Raw genomic sequence first — 13,574 nt, forward strand, 5'->3', positions numbered from 1 at the left:
TTAGTTACAGTTACTAATAGGCTAATGGTTTTTCATTTCGAATTACAATTAGGCTGTCTAGTATTTTTGACCAGTCAGCTCTATGAATTTCATTATATTGAATTGGCTGAGCTTCTATTTCCCCCAAAGTCGCTAGGTTATGGTGATCAATGTATCGAATTGTGTACGTGTTACCTTCTAAAGCCCACCTTGCTAATGGTGCCGGTTTTAGTTCTTTAAGTTTGTCGAGGGAGCGACCAAACTTCCCGCTTAGTGCAGTAAAGCCGACACTCTCCATAGTATCTTTGAAAACCTGTTTCAAATGAGCAGCCATAGGAACTTTTTGTGTGTAAATAGGTGTTAAAGTTTTAGCCATGTGAACTGTAGCTCCCCATACAACTACTTTACTATTGTCTGGTAGTTGGTTTATCTGCCACAAAACATTTTTGGCCATTTGCTCATCTCGTAAATTAAAGTAATTACCAGAGCTGAACTGTAGAAACTTAATAAAGTTATTAGCCATAAACAGATCGTAACTACTTTGGCTATTCACTACTGAAATCTCACCTATCTTTATGCGTATATCCGAAACACATGAAATAATTCGGTTTTTTGTATTTTTATCAAATGGCGTTTTTTCATCGTATTGCCAATTTAGATATCGATAAAGCTCATCCTCGCACGTATTGGCTTTGGAGTGTTCGAGATAACTTGAAAGTCTTTTAGGCAACTGTTTTTGAGAGTACGGCTGATTTGCTCCGAATTGTGCGTCAATACCTGCTAATTTAATTTTTCCACTTTTCGCTTTATTGTGAAGGAATAATGAAAATGAATGCATCATGTTAGCGCGTGACCAAAGGCCTCCAATGGACTGAGTTACCTGCGTATTAGATGCATTGTTCTGCTTAACTGACTCGGCATAGTGTATAAATTCATAAACTGGGCTTTCAAAAAAGACGCCTGAGAATCCGCACTTTTCGATTAAATGTTTAACTAGTTCAGCTTTTAACCTTATAGTCTCACCGCTTCCATGGTTTGCATCTTCACCAAGTAAGACTAACTTCTTGTCACAGATTTTTGATATTGCTTGATCTAGTTGACTGTATTGATTGTCGAGAACTGTCGAGAATGTTGGTTCAGAAATGAAATAAAACAGGAAAGTGAGTAATAGAAGAACTTGAGACCTCATAGCATATCCTTTGCCTAAATTATTTAATAGAGAGCTATTCATGCAAGCTACCACCAACAGTTGTTAGGTGCGGCTAGACCTTCAATAAGTAAAGAAATTTAGACGTTCCAATCGTTCTCTTTAACTTCTTTAAATAGCTTGATAATGCCGTAACTTATTATGTTTAATTAATAAAATCAATAAGCTAAAAATAGTAGAAAACTCTATTTGTTTTATTATAGGGAGAAGTGAACAGTTTAGTTTTACAGTAGATGTCAAACTCTAGCTGTTATGAGTTGTGGGCATAAAAAAGCCTCGCCTTTCAGTAAGAAGAGACACGGCCTCACAAGCTAGTTTAGAAAACTAATTCAATCGTGAGATTGCTTAGCATTTTTTCTTGTATCTACTGCTTTAACTTTAGCAATAACTTCTTCTGCTACAATGTTTGGAGCAGCGTGGGCTTATGTGAACTGGTGGAATTTCAATTGCCTTTGAACAGTAAACAGATATAAAAAAGCCCCGCATTAGCGAGGCTTTTTGCAACACTTTAAAAACTAAATTACTTAGCTTCTTTACGTGCTTTAACTTCAGCAATAACTTCTTCTGCTACGTTGTTTGGAGCAGCTGAGTAGTGGCTGAATTCCATTGAGAATTGACCGCGACCTGAAGTGATTGTACGTAAGTGACCGATGTAACCAAACATTTCTGATAATGGAACGTCTGCTTTGATGCGAACGCCAGTAGTACCAGCTTCTTGGTCTTTGATCATACCACGACGACGGTTAAGGTCACCGATTACGTCACCAACGTTGTCTTCTGGCGTGAACACGTCAACTTTCATCACTGGCTCTAATAATTGAGCACCAGCTTTAGGCATTGATTGACGGAATGCACCTTTTGCTGCGATTTCGAAAGCTACTGCTGACGAGTCAACTGCGTGGTAGCCACCGTCGTATAATTCAACTTCAACGTCAAGTACAGGGAAGCCAGCAACTGGACCTTCTTCCATCATGCTTGCGAAACCTTTTTCGATCGCTGGGAAGAATTCTTTAGGAACGTTACCACCAACAACTGTTGAAGTGAACTTGAAGCCAGTGTTTGGCTCGCCTGGCTTGATGCGGTAGTCGATCTTACCGAACTGACCAGAACCACCAGATTGTTTCTTATGCGTGTAAGAATCTTCAATCGCTTGCGTGATCGTTTCACGGTACGCTACTTGTGGCTTACCAACTTCTAGTTCAACACCGTAAGTACGCTTAAGGATGTCTACTTTGATGTCTAAGTGAAGTTCACCCATACCTTTAAGGATGGTTTCACCTGAATCTTCGTCAGTTTCAACTTGGAACGTTGGATCTTCAGCAACCATCTTACCGATCGCGATACCCATCTTCTCAGCACCACCTTTCTCTTTTGGAGAAACAGCGATTGAGATTACTGGCTCTGGGAATACCATAGCTTCAAGTGTACAAGGTTGTTTCACGTCACATAATGTGTGACCAGTTTGAACGTTCTTCATACCTACGATTGCAAGAATGTCACCCGCTTGTGCTTCAGTAAGCTCAGTACGGTCTTCAGCTTGCATCTCTACCATACGGCCGATACGCTCAGTCTTACCCGTGAACGAGTTAAGAACTGTGTCACCTTTCTTAAGACGACCAGAGTAAATACGTACGAACGTAAGTGCACCGAAACGGTCATCCATAATTTTGAATGCTAACGCACGGAACGGCTCTTCAGCGTCAACTAGTGCGAATTCACCAGTAGGCTCACCTTCTTCGTCAGTTAGTGGCTGTGGTGGTACTTCAGTTGGAGACGGTAAGTAGTCAACAACAGCGTCAAGAAGAAGCTGCATACCTTTGTTCTTGAATGCAGAACCACAGTATGTAGGGAAGAACAATAGTTCGTTAGTACCTTTACGGATACAAGCTTTGATTTGCTCTTCAGTCGGCTCAACACCTTCCATGTATTCCATTAATAGGTCATCGTCTGCTTCTAGTGCAGTTTCGATTAACATTTCACGGTATTCAGCAGCTTGGTCTACCATGTCTGCTGGAATGTCTTGAACTTCGTAGTTTTCTGGTTGACCTGAGTCATCCCATACGTAAGCTTTTTGAGATAATACGTCAACAACACCAACGAAGTTGTCTTCTTCACCAATTGGTAAAGTCATAACTAGTGGGTTAGCGCCAAGTACGTTTTTCACTTGGTCTTTAACGCGGAAGAAGTTTGCACCTAAACGGTCTAACTTGTTAACGAAGATCAAACGAGCAACTTTTGACTCGTTCGCGTAACGCCAGTTAGTTTCTGATTGCGGCTCAACACCACCAGAACCACAGAATACACCAATACCACCATCAAGAACTTTAAGAGAACGGTAAACTTCAACTGTGAAGTCAACGTGACCCGGGGTGTCGATTACGTTAAAACGGTGCTTTTTCCACTCACAAGTTACAGCAGCAGACTGGATAGTAATACCACGCTCAGCTTCTTGCTCCATGAAGTCAGTAGTAGATTCACCATCGTGAACTTCACCGATCTTGTGGATCATACCTGTAAGTTTCAAAATTCGTTCAGTTGTTGTGGTTTTACCAGCATCAACGTGAGCGAAAATACCAATATTTCTGTATTTTGATAAATCTGCCATTTTCTTGCTCTGCTTGTACCTAATTAAAATCAATTAGGGGTTAGTGATTAAAAACCGCGCGAGTATACCAGAACTTAACGAAAACCAACATAGAAAAAGTTGAAATTAATCGTTTCGTCACTGAACTGTGTCAATTTAGCGGATTCTTGCAGGTAAATAAGTGCTAACCACGTTTCAGCTAATGCTTAGTAATCAGCTAACTATGAATGCTATGGGCTGGGTAAAACGGAGAACACTGTGGCTCAGTACTAACGCTAGAATACTTGCCTATAGTGAATATAGGTATGGTTGATCGGATGATCATTTACCAATGCACTCTAACGGTATCCACAATGATAAAGCTCAATGGCACAGGTATTAACTAATCAAAATAAGCATGGTGCACTTAAGCACAGCCACAAAATTGAACATAACAATAGCAAAGGGAACTTGTGATGAATTTAATCCCGTCACTACAACAATATTTCGGCTTTGACCAGTTTAGGGTAGGGCAAGAGCAAGTCGTTCAGCAACTTTTGGCTGGCAATTCTTCACTGGCGATATTTCCAACCGGCTCGGGTAAGTCCTTATGCTATCAATTAGCGGCGCTGCATTTACCAAACCTAACCTTAGTAGTCTCACCTTTATTAGCCTTAATGAAAGACCAATTAGCATTTTTACGCAATAAAGGTATTAATGCTGCCAGTATCGATTCAACGCTCAGCTATGAAGAACATCAAGGTGTAGTGCAGGGGCTTAATAATGGCGAAATTAAAATACTGATGGTATCCGTTGAGCGCTTCAAGAATGAACGCTTTCGGCAACTGATTAATCGTTTACCTATTTCTATGCTTGTCGTTGATGAAGCGCATTGTGTGTCGGAATGGGGGCATAACTTTCGACCGGACTACCTCAAACTTCCTACGTACGCCAAAGAGTTGAATATTCCGTTAACGCTGCTGTTGACGGCAACCGCGACTAAACAAGTGAAACAAGATATGGCAGAGCGCTTTGCTATCGCACCTGAGCATATCGTGCAAACGGGCTTTTATCGTCAAAACTTAGATTTATCTGTACTTGCTTGTGTAGAAGAGCAAAAGCAGGCGCAGTTATTAAACGTAGTGGCAGATCAACAACAGCAATTTAGCGGGCAAAACCCATGTGGTGTAATTTATGTCACCTTACAGCAGTCTGCTGAGCAGGTAGCGAGTTTTTTAGTTCAGCAAGGGGTAAATGCCAAAGCTTACCATGCGGGGTTAGATAATGAAGTGCGCAGTGATATTCAGCAACGGTTTATGGCAGGGGAAGTTCATGTGGTTGTGGCCACCATTGCTTTTGGTATGGGGGTAGATAAAAGTGACATTCGCTTTGTGATTCATTACGACCTGCCCAAGTCGATTGAAAACTATAGCCAAGAAATTGGTCGTGCGGGGCGAGATGGTCAGCCTAGCAATTGCATTGTGTTAGCGAATCTTGATGGCTTAACCGTATTAGAGAATTTCGTATATGGCGATACGCCAGAGCAAACAGGTATCGAGCATGTACTTAATGATATTCGCCAAGAGCAGGAACATGGTAATTGGTCTTTACAATTACATCGCTTATCGACTGCCAGTAATATTAAACAGTTGCCACTAAAAACCTTATTAGTGCAACTTGAGCTGGCGGGGGCTCTGCAGGCAAGTTATAGCTATTTTGCGGAAGTTAAGTTTAAGTTTGTTAGCACCGCGCAAGATATTATTGCCATGTTTGAGGGCGAGCGACAACAGTTTTTACAAACCGTTTTCGATTATTCCGCGGGTAAAAAAGTTTGGTATCAGCCTGATTTTGATGCCATCAGCCACCATAGCGGTAGTGATCGCAAACGTATTTTAACTGCACTGGAATACTTAGCCGATAAAGGGCTGATTGTAATCGAAACCAAGCAGGTAACCGATGTTTATCGGGTTAATCAGCAGGCGCTTAATAATGAAGAGTTAGCTGAGTACTTAGCTGATTACTTTGCCAGTAATGAAAGTAAAGAGATTGAGCGTTTAAGTCGGTTAGTGGCTTTTTTCAACTCTTCTGGTTGTTTAACCGCGCAACTCGCCAATTACTTTGATGATAACCAAGCACCTGAACAGTGTGGCCATTGCAGTGTCTGTCGAGGTCAGGTGGCAAACCTTACCCTATCTACACAAACCGTGTGGCCAGAAGATAACGTAATTAAAGCTGCTGCTGATGAATTGGTAGCGCATTTATCCCCTAAAATCGACCAACCAATTTCAATCACCACCATGAGTCGATTCCTTGCTGGCATGACAGTGCCCATCTTCGGTCGCCATAAAGTGAAATCTCTCAGTGGTTTTGGCTTATGTCAGCAGTTGCCTTATGCCGAGGTTAAACAAAAACTGAATCATTTACTTAGTACGTAATTTTATTCGCCCACCGGAAACTGGCATTCAAATTAAGTGTTGCACTTTTAAGCAGTTTAAGTATAATGCGCGTCCACGTTGGCGATTGCCTTCGTGAGATGTAAAGATTACTTAGTTTCTGGTTTCGGCCAAAGCCAAGTAATTCTTGCTATACAGCGACTCCGATTGGGAGTCGAATGAAATAATCGGTACACCCCCCTTCAATCACTATGAAGGCGATGGGCTGTACTTTGTTCGTTCTTTTATTAGGGGATTTGATAAATGTCAAATCAAAGAATTCGCATTCGTTTGAAAGCGTTCGATCATCGTTTGATTGATCAATCTACAGCAGAGATCGTTGACACTGCTAAACGCACTGGTGCACAGGTTCGTGGTCCTATTCCATTACCAACGCGCAAAGAGCGTTTCACTGTTTTGATTTCTCCACACGTTAACAAAGATGCGCGTGACCAGTACGAAATTCGTACTCACAAGCGTTTAATTGATATCGTAGAACCAACTGAAAAGACTGTTGATGCATTAATGCGTTTAGACTTAGCAGCTGGTGTCGACGTTCAAATTAGCTTGGGTTAATAGGGGGTTTTAACATGACTATAGGTCTAGTTGGACGTAAAGTTGGTATGACTCGCATCTTCTCTGAAGATGGCGTTTCAACTCCAGTAACTGTCCTAGAAGTTGAAGCTAACCGTGTTGCTCAGGTAAAAACTGTAGACAACGATGGTTACTCAGCGATTCAAGTTACTACTGGTGCTAAAAAAGCTAACCGTGTAAACAAGCCAGCAGCTGGTCACTTTGCGAAAGCAGGTATCGAAGCAGGTCGTGGTTTATGGGAATTCCGTTTAGCGGAAGGCGAAGGTGCAGAATTAGCAACTGGTAGCGAAATCACTGTTGAGCTATTCAACGATACTAAATTAGTAGACGTGACAGGCACTTCAAAGGGTAAAGGTTTCCAAGGCGGTATCAAGCGTTGGAATTTCCGTACTCAAGATATGTCACACGGTAACTCATTGTCTCACCGTTCAAACGGTTCAATCGGTCAATGTCAAACACCAGGTCGCGTATTTAAAGGCAAAAAAATGTCTGGTCACATGGGTGCTGCGAAAGTTACTACGCAAAACCTTGAGTTAGTTCGCGTAGATGCTGAACGTAACTTGCTTCTTATTAAAGGTGCAGTTCCGGGTCACGTAAACGCTGACGTAATCATCAAGCCAGCTGTTAAAGCCTAACGTCTGAGGAGAATTTTGATGGAATTAGCATTAAAAGACGCGTCAGGCGCTGTTGAAGTTTCAGAAGCAACGTTCGGTCGTGAATTCAACGAAGCTTTAGTACACCAAGTAGTTGTTGCTTACGCAGCAGGTGCTCGTCAAGGTACTGTTAAGCAAAAGAACCGTTCTGAAGTTAGCGGCGGTGGTAAAAAGCCATGGCGTCAAAAAGGTACTGGCCGTGCACGTGCTGGTACAACTCGTGGTCCAATCTGGAGAACTGGTGGCGTAACTTTCGCTGCACGTCCTCAAGACCACAGCCAAAAAGTAAACCGTAAGATGTATCGTGGTGCGATCCAAAGCATCCTTTCTGAGTTAGTTCGTCAAGACCGTTTAGTGGTTGTTAACGACTTCGCAGTAGATACACCTAAAACTAAAGAATTAGTTGCTAAGCTTAAAGGTTTAGAACTTAAAGATGTATTAATCGTTACACCAGAAGTAGACGAGAACTTATTCTTATCTGCTCGCAACTTATACAAAGTTGACGTTCGTGACGTTCAAGGCATCGACCCAGTTTCTTTAGTTGGTTTCGAAAAAGTATTAATGACTGCTGGTGCGGTTAAGCAAATTGAGGAGATGTTAGCATGATAAGCGAAGAACGTTTGTTGAAAGTGCTATTGGCACCAAACATTTCTGAAAAAGCAACAATGGCTGCTGAAGCAAACAACACGGTTGTTTTCAAAGTTGCTACTACTGCTACAAAAGCTGAAATCAAAGCCGCTGTTGAGCAACTTTTCGAAGTAAAAGTTGATGGTGTTCGTACTCTAAATGTTAAGGGTAAAACAAAGCGTACAGGTGCTCGTTTTGGTCGTCGTAGCGACTGGAAAAAAGCGTACGTTACTCTTGCTGAAGGTAGCGACATCGACTTCGTTGGCGCAGAAGCATAGGAGAAGTACAAATGGCTGTAGTTAAATGTAAACCAACTTCTCCGGGTCGTCGCCACGTCGTTAAAGTGGTTAACCCGGACTTGTACAAAGGTAAGCCTTACGCACCACTTTTAGAGAAAAACTCTAAGTCTGGCGGTCGTAACAATACTGGTCGTATTACAGTTCGTCACGTTGGTGGTGGTCACAAGCATCACTATCGCGTAATTGACTTTAAGCGTACTAAAGACGGTATCCCTGCAAAAGTTGAGCGTTTGGAATATGATCCAAACCGCAGCGCAAACATCGCTTTAGTATTATACGCAGACGGTGAGCGTCGTTACATCTTAGCACCTAAAGGTGTTCAAGCTGGCGATTCAATCCAGTCTGGTGTAGATGCACCTATCAAAGCAGGTAACACGTTGCCACTTCGCAACATGCCGCTAGGTAGTGTAATCCACGCAATCGAATTGAAGCCTGGTAAAGGTGCTCAAATCGCGCGTGCTGCTGGTACTTATGCACAATTAGTTGCTAAAGACGGCGCTTACGTAACTCTACGTCTTCGTTCAGGCGAAATGCGTAAAGTTGAAGCGGAATGTCGTGCAACTTTAGGTGAAATCGGTAACGCAGAACACATGTTACGTTCTCTTGGTAAAGCTGGTGCTTCGCGCTGGCGTGGTGTTCGTCCTACCGTACGTGGTGTGGCGATGAACCCGGTTGATCACCCGCACGGTGGTGGTGAAGGTCGTACTTCAGGTGGTCGTCACCCAGTATCACCTTGGGGTGTACCTACTAAGGGTTACAAGACTCGTAAGAACAAGCGTACTGATAAGTTCATCGTACGTCGTCGTACTAAGTAATAGTACTAGTTATTAAATAAGAGGAAATACCATGCCACGTTCTCTCAAGAAAGGTCCATTTATTGACCTACACTTGTTGACGAAGGTAGAGAAAGCTCTGGAAAGCGGGAACAAGAAACCTATTAAGACTTGGTCTCGTCGTTCAATGATCATCCCTAACATGATCGGATTGACCATTGCTGTCCATAATGGCCGTCAACACGTACCTGTATTTGTAACTGATGAAATGATCGGTCACAAATTAGGTGAATTTGCACCAACTCGCACTTACCGCGGTCACGCTGCGGACAAGAAAGCGAAGAAGAAGTAAGGGGAAGTTAAATGGAAGCAATTGCTAAACATAAATTTGCCCGCGGTTCTGCGCAAAAAGCACGTTTAGTGGTAGACCAAATCCGTGGTCTTCACGTTGAAAAAGCGTTAGAAATCTTAGAATACAGCAACAAATCAGCTGCTGTTTTAGTTAAGAAAGTTCTAAACTCAGCGATCGCTAATGCAGAGCACAACGAAGGTGCAGACATCGATGAATTATTCGTTAAAACTATTATGGTTGACGATGGTCCTACGATGAAACGTATCAAGCCACGTGCGAAAGGTCGCGCGGATCGTATCCTTAAGCGTACTAGTCACATTACTGTGATTGTTGCTGATAGCTAGGAGATATTAGTATGGGTCAAAAAGTACATCCTACCGGTATTCGCTTAGGTATCACCAAGCCTTTCGCGTCTACATGGTTTGCAAGCACTAAAGAGTTTGCAGATAACATTCATGGCGATCACTTAGTACGTCAATACTTAACTGAAAAGTTAAAGCGTGCTTCGTTATCAAAAATCGTAATCGAGCGTCCAGCTAAGTCTATCCGCGTAACAATTCACACGGCTCGTCCGGGTGTTGTTATCGGTAAGAAAGGTGAAGACGTAGAAAAGTTACGTTTACACGTATCTAAAATCGCTGGTGTACCTGCGCAAATCAACATTGCTGAAGTACGTAAGCCAGAGATGGATGCACAACTAGTTGCTGACAGCATTGCTAGCCAACTAGAGCGTCGTGTTATGTTCCGTCGCGCGATGAAGCGTGCCGTACAAAACGCTATGCGTTTAGGTGCTAAAGGTATCAAAGTTGAAGTTAGTGGTCGTTTAGGCGGCGCGGACATCGCTCGTTCAGAGTGGTACCGTGAAGGCCGTGTACCATTACACACTTTACGTGCTGATATCGATTACGCAACTGCACGTGGTGAAACTACTTACGGTACTATCGGTATCAAAGTGTGGATCTTCAAAGGTGAAGTTATCGGTGGTATGCCTGCACAGGTTGAAGCACCAGCTAAGCCTAAGAAGCGCAACAACCGCAAGAGCAAGTAGGAGTTAAGTAATGTTACAACCAAAACGTACTAAATTCCGTAAGCAAATGAAACTGCGTAACCGTGGTCTTGCACACACTGGTAGCACAGTTAGCTTCGGTACTTACGGTTTGAAATCTGTTGAGCGTGGTCGTATGACAGCTCGTCAAATCGAAGCAGCTCGTCGTGCAATGACACGTCACGTTAAGCGTCAAGGTAAAATCTGGATCCGTGTATTCCCAGACAAGCCAATTACCAAGAAGCCTCTTGAGGTTCGTATGGGTAAAGGTAAAGGTTCTGTAGAATACTGGGTATGTCAAATTCTACCTGGTCGTGTTCTTTATGAAATGGAAGGTGTTCCAGAGGAATTAGCACGCGAAGCTTTTGAGCTTGCAGCAGCTAAACTTCCGTTCAAAACAACCTTCGTAACTAGAACGGTGATGTAATGAAAGCTAACGAACTTAAAGAAAAAAGCATTGAAGAGCTTAATGCTGAACTACTTAACTTACTACGTGAGCAATTTAACTTACGTATGCAAGCAAGTACTGGCCAGTTAGCTCAAACACACATGCTACGTACAGTGCGTCGCAACATTGCACGCGTTAAAACCATCATCACTGAGAAGGCAGGTGCGTAATGACTGATAAAATCCGTACATTACAAGGTCGCGTAGTTAGCGACAAGATGGACAAGTCGATCACAGTATTGATTGAGCGTCGTGTAAAACACCCTATCTACGGTAAATTCATTACGCGTTCAACTAAGTTGAAAGCACACGATGAAGCTAACGTATGTAACGCGGGCGACGTAGTAACTATTCGTGAATGTGCACCAATCTCTAAGACTAAGTCTTGGACTTTGGTTGACGTAGTAGAGAAAGCTTAATCGCTTAACTACTAAATCACTTTAGTTATACTAAAAAGGCTCTGCTGTTAATTCAGCGGAGCCTTTTTGTTTTTTAGGCATTTTGATAGCTGTAAACTGAGTTAGAAGCCTCGAGCGTCAATTGCCTGTGTCGAAAATAAAAAAACTAAAGAAGAGATAAGCCTCACATATGTGACTATTGAAGCGCTTTTAATATGTTAATGGGGTTTAGACATAGTGGCTAATGTAGCGCTCTCGATGGGGCTTGTAATTGCAACAAGCAGAAGCCAATAGATAGTCTATAGTTAACAATTAGCAAACGTGTTACTGGTTGATCTACAAACGATTCTTGTCATGAAAAGGTACACCCTCTGGATCTTAATTATATCCTTCTTACTTTGTAGCCCTGTAGCTGCAGCGCAAGATCTTGCAAAAGATTTTAAAGTTGTATTCATCAACCCAGGCCATGCTCAAGGAGATGCAACCGGACACTTTTGGTCGAATGTCAGTAAAATCATGCAAGCTGCTGCCGATGATTTGAATGTTGAATTAATTACTCTTTTTGCTAACAGAAATCATATTCAAATGAAGGCATTAGCGAATGAAGCATTGGAGCACAATCCTGATTACGCCATTATCGTTAATGAAAAGGGCAGCGGGCTCGCGCAACTTAAACTATTCGCTGAACATGAAATTCCCGTTTTTGCGCTATTAAATGGGTTTAACGATAAAGAACGTGAGAGCTTATCTGAATCAGAGCAAAAATCTCTCATTGGCAGTGTTGTGCCGGACAACAGGAAAGCAGGTGAATACTTATTGAGTGAGTTGATTTCTTTGCATGATAAAAACTCAGGCTCTATTAACTTGCTTGCGTTGATAGGAGACTTTGCTTCTGCCGCGGCTATTGAAAGAGCACAGGGTCTACAGCAGGTCTTATCAGCGCATAAGCAGGTCAGGTTAATAGATTATCCTGTGGCAAATTGGTCAAAAGCCGAAGCATATATAAAGGTAAAGGGCATTCTTCAACGCGCCCGTGTCGATATAATTTGGTCGGCTAATGACCCTATGGCACTTGGAGCATTGGAAGCAGTTCAAGACGCGAACCTATCTTATCCTGTAACGGTAGGAGGAATGAACTGGGATGAAACCAACCTAAATTCTGCGCTCGACGTTTCATTAGGGGGGCATGTCGTTTTGGGTGCTAAAGCACTTGCCATGCTGGCTGATTATCAGCAACAAGATATAAAACCCTGCGAGATGAATGTTGTTATCGACATTTTTCAATCGAGTTTAGAAGGGAATATGAGTCGCTTTTTGAAAAACCTTGTTGACGATAGTCTACATAAAATAGACTTCTCGCGCTTTTCTCAAAGGCATCCCGAAACTGCTCTTTTTAGTCTAGAAACATTTATCTCACAAACTTATCTACCTTTACCTTCAAACCCGTCAACTGATAAGGCTTTGCTCAAAAGTAACTGCGTTTGAATAAAATAGCGAGTTTATCTGTGAAGCTCACTAGCAAGGTTTTATTATGCCTTGCTAGTTTTGTCAGATTAAAATCGCCTCGTTGCTGAGATGTATACCGCGCAACAAAGCAATGTCAGTATTTGCAGTAGGCTATATCGATTGTTCTTCTGCGGACTCTTGTTGTTCAATTACTGTCGCTACGTGTGATGAAACAGCAATATTATCCCTAACATTTTTCTGTACAGTTATCGCAGCGAATCCACTGAGGAAATAAGCCATGGCATAAAAGCCTTTTTCACTTAGCAATAAGTCAGCATTTATTAAACCTATAGTTAGCATAGCAATTGCGGCCGCTGCCGCTACCCAGCACATCAGCACATAGGGTTTTGAAATGGTTTGACCTTCTAATTTATCTCTCACCGTTTTTTGTAGCGAGACAAAGGAAAACAGGCCAAAAACAAGAATAGCGAAGTAGTAGCCTTTTTCATTAAGTTCCATTTGAGCGTTTAGTAAGCCGATACAAAAACTTGCTATACCTGAAATTAACATTGCGATAGATACTAAAACAAATGCTTTGGTGGGTTTTCCGTTCATGTTCTTTTCTCCATATTTATTCTTAATTGGCTAAAACCATGTGTGTTGACGGCAATGAGTATTGGTTGCCAGTGAACAAAAGTAAATCTGCATTTCCAAAGGCTAGGCTGATAAGACTGCAAGTAGCAATAAGCTAGACTTAGT

16 protein-coding genes are annotated in these 13,574 nt (G+C 42.2%); 13 read left to right on the plus strand and 3 right to left on the minus strand.

Going from position 1 to position 13,574, the window contains the following annotated elements; translation table 11 throughout:
* Positions 1-13: 13 nt before the first annotated feature.
* Positions 14-1,210 carry an erythromycin esterase family protein gene (locus tag ACSLUR_RS00155; protein ID WP_448550732.1) on the minus strand — a complete coding sequence of 399 codons (1,197 nt, stop codon included), beginning with the start codon at positions 1,208-1,210 and terminating at the stop codon, positions 14-16.
* A 496-nt stretch (positions 1,211-1,706) separates the two neighbouring features.
* Positions 1,707-3,791 (minus strand): elongation factor G, encoded by a 2,085-nt coding sequence (fusA, locus tag ACSLUR_RS00160; RefSeq protein ID WP_115998797.1) that lies wholly within the window; start codon positions 3,789-3,791, stop codon positions 1,707-1,709.
* Positions 3,792-4,225: 434 nt separating this feature from the next.
* Between fusA and ACSLUR_RS00165 the strand changes: the two genes are divergently transcribed.
* The 13 genes from ACSLUR_RS00165 to ACSLUR_RS00225 all read left to right on the plus strand — a co-directional run bounded on the left by ACSLUR_RS00165 (position 4,226) and on the right by ACSLUR_RS00225 (position 12,854).
* Positions 4,226-6,184 carry a RecQ family ATP-dependent DNA helicase gene (locus ACSLUR_RS00165; protein ID WP_448550734.1) on the plus strand — a complete coding sequence of 653 codons (1,959 nt, stop codon included), beginning with the start codon at positions 4,226-4,228 and terminating at the stop codon, positions 6,182-6,184.
* Positions 6,185-6,445: 261 nt separating this feature from the next.
* The gene (gene rpsJ, locus ACSLUR_RS00170) at positions 6,446-6,757 is read left to right on the plus strand and encodes a 30S ribosomal protein S10 (protein WP_115998799.1); all 312 of its coding nucleotides are present in this window, start codon (positions 6,446-6,448) and stop codon (positions 6,755-6,757) included.
* Positions 6,758-6,771: 14 nt separating this feature from the next.
* Positions 6,772-7,410 carry a 50S ribosomal protein L3 gene (rplC, locus tag ACSLUR_RS00175; RefSeq protein WP_115998800.1) on the plus strand — a complete coding sequence of 213 codons (639 nt, stop codon included), beginning with the start codon at positions 6,772-6,774 and terminating at the stop codon, positions 7,408-7,410.
* A gap of 18 nt (positions 7,411-7,428) precedes the next feature.
* Positions 7,429-8,034 carry a 50S ribosomal protein L4 gene (rplD, locus tag ACSLUR_RS00180; RefSeq protein WP_115998801.1) on the plus strand — a complete coding sequence of 202 codons (606 nt, stop codon included), beginning with the start codon at positions 7,429-7,431 and terminating at the stop codon, positions 8,032-8,034.
* A complete protein-coding gene (rplW, locus tag ACSLUR_RS00185) occupies positions 8,031-8,333 on the plus strand; it encodes a 50S ribosomal protein L23 (RefSeq protein ID WP_115998802.1) in 303 nt (100 codons plus the stop codon). Before rplD ends, rplW begins: the two co-directional genes overlap by 4 nt.
* An 11-nt stretch (positions 8,334-8,344) precedes the next feature.
* Positions 8,345-9,169, plus strand: a complete 825-nt coding sequence (gene rplB, locus ACSLUR_RS00190; protein ID WP_115998803.1) for a 50S ribosomal protein L2 — start codon at positions 8,345-8,347, stop codon at positions 9,167-9,169.
* Between the two features lie 31 nt (positions 9,170-9,200).
* On the plus strand, positions 9,201-9,479 hold the full coding sequence (gene rpsS, locus ACSLUR_RS00195) for a 30S ribosomal protein S19 (protein WP_115998804.1): 279 nt from the start codon (positions 9,201-9,203) through the stop codon (positions 9,477-9,479).
* A gap of 11 nt (positions 9,480-9,490) precedes the next feature.
* On the plus strand, positions 9,491-9,823 hold the full coding sequence (gene rplV / locus ACSLUR_RS00200; protein WP_115998805.1) for a 50S ribosomal protein L22: 333 nt from the start codon (positions 9,491-9,493) through the stop codon (positions 9,821-9,823).
* A gap of 11 nt (positions 9,824-9,834) precedes the next feature.
* Positions 9,835-10,527 (plus strand): 30S ribosomal protein S3, encoded by a 693-nt coding sequence (rpsC, locus tag ACSLUR_RS00205; RefSeq protein WP_115998806.1) that lies wholly within the window; start codon positions 9,835-9,837, stop codon positions 10,525-10,527.
* 10 nt (positions 10,528-10,537) lie between these two features.
* Positions 10,538-10,951: a 50S ribosomal protein L16 gene (gene rplP / locus ACSLUR_RS00210; RefSeq protein ID WP_115998807.1), complete on the plus strand. Its 414-nt coding sequence runs from the start codon at positions 10,538-10,540 to the stop codon at positions 10,949-10,951.
* Positions 10,951-11,142: a 50S ribosomal protein L29 gene (gene rpmC, locus ACSLUR_RS00215; RefSeq protein WP_115998808.1), complete on the plus strand. Its 192-nt coding sequence runs from the start codon at positions 10,951-10,953 to the stop codon at positions 11,140-11,142. Before rplP ends, rpmC begins: the two co-directional genes overlap by 1 nt.
* Positions 11,142-11,390: a 30S ribosomal protein S17 gene (rpsQ, locus tag ACSLUR_RS00220; protein ID WP_115998809.1), complete on the plus strand. Its 249-nt coding sequence runs from the start codon at positions 11,142-11,144 to the stop codon at positions 11,388-11,390. The genes rpmC and rpsQ overlap by 1 nt, the downstream gene beginning before the upstream one ends.
* A 333-nt stretch (positions 11,391-11,723) precedes the next feature.
* A complete protein-coding gene (locus ACSLUR_RS00225; RefSeq protein ID WP_448550741.1) occupies positions 11,724-12,854 on the plus strand; it encodes an ABC transporter substrate-binding protein in 1,131 nt (376 codons plus the stop codon).
* Between the two features lie 132 nt (positions 12,855-12,986).
* Here the strand turns inward: ACSLUR_RS00225 and yiaA are convergent, their stop codons facing one another.
* Positions 12,987-13,430 (minus strand): inner membrane protein YiaA, encoded by a 444-nt coding sequence (yiaA, locus tag ACSLUR_RS00230; RefSeq protein ID WP_448550743.1) that lies wholly within the window; start codon positions 13,428-13,430, stop codon positions 12,987-12,989.
* Positions 13,431-13,574 lie beyond the last annotated feature (144 nt).

The organism is Thalassotalea montiporae (assembly GCF_053485855.1).

Excerpts from the sequence above, each read along its gene's own strand:
- ACSLUR_RS00165 (WP_448550734.1), top strand. The coding sequence starts at position 4,226 with ATGAATTTAATCCCGTCACTACAACAATATTTCGGCTTTGACCAGTTT.
- rpmC (WP_115998808.1), top strand. The coding sequence starts at position 10,951 with ATGAAAGCTAACGAACTTAAAGAAAAAAGCATTGAAGAGCTTAATGCT.
- rpsQ (WP_115998809.1), top strand. The coding sequence starts at position 11,142 with ATGACTGATAAAATCCGTACATTACAAGGTCGCGTAGTTAGCGACAAG.
- rplD (WP_115998801.1), top strand. The coding sequence starts at position 7,429 with ATGGAATTAGCATTAAAAGACGCGTCAGGCGCTGTTGAAGTTTCAGAA.
- rplV (WP_115998805.1), top strand. The coding sequence starts at position 9,491 with ATGGAAGCAATTGCTAAACATAAATTTGCCCGCGGTTCTGCGCAAAAA.
- rpsC (WP_115998806.1), top strand. The coding sequence starts at position 9,835 with ATGGGTCAAAAAGTACATCCTACCGGTATTCGCTTAGGTATCACCAAG.
- rplP (WP_115998807.1), top strand. The coding sequence starts at position 10,538 with ATGTTACAACCAAAACGTACTAAATTCCGTAAGCAAATGAAACTGCGT.
- rpsJ (WP_115998799.1), top strand. The coding sequence starts at position 6,446 with ATGTCAAATCAAAGAATTCGCATTCGTTTGAAAGCGTTCGATCATCGT.
- fusA (WP_115998797.1), bottom strand. The coding sequence starts at position 3,791 with ATGGCAGATTTATCAAAATACAGAAATATTGGTATTTTCGCTCACGTT.
- yiaA (WP_448550743.1), bottom strand. The coding sequence starts at position 13,430 with ATGAACGGAAAACCCACCAAAGCATTTGTTTTAGTATCTATCGCAATG.
- ACSLUR_RS00225 (WP_448550741.1), top strand. The coding sequence starts at position 11,724 with ATGAAAAGGTACACCCTCTGGATCTTAATTATATCCTTCTTACTTTGT.
- rpsS (WP_115998804.1), top strand. The coding sequence starts at position 9,201 with ATGCCACGTTCTCTCAAGAAAGGTCCATTTATTGACCTACACTTGTTG.
- rplB (WP_115998803.1), top strand. The coding sequence starts at position 8,345 with ATGGCTGTAGTTAAATGTAAACCAACTTCTCCGGGTCGTCGCCACGTC.
- ACSLUR_RS00155 (WP_448550732.1), bottom strand. The coding sequence starts at position 1,210 with ATGAATAGCTCTCTATTAAATAATTTAGGCAAAGGATATGCTATGAGG.
- rplC (WP_115998800.1), top strand. The coding sequence starts at position 6,772 with ATGACTATAGGTCTAGTTGGACGTAAAGTTGGTATGACTCGCATCTTC.
- rplW (WP_115998802.1), top strand. The coding sequence starts at position 8,031 with ATGATAAGCGAAGAACGTTTGTTGAAAGTGCTATTGGCACCAAACATT.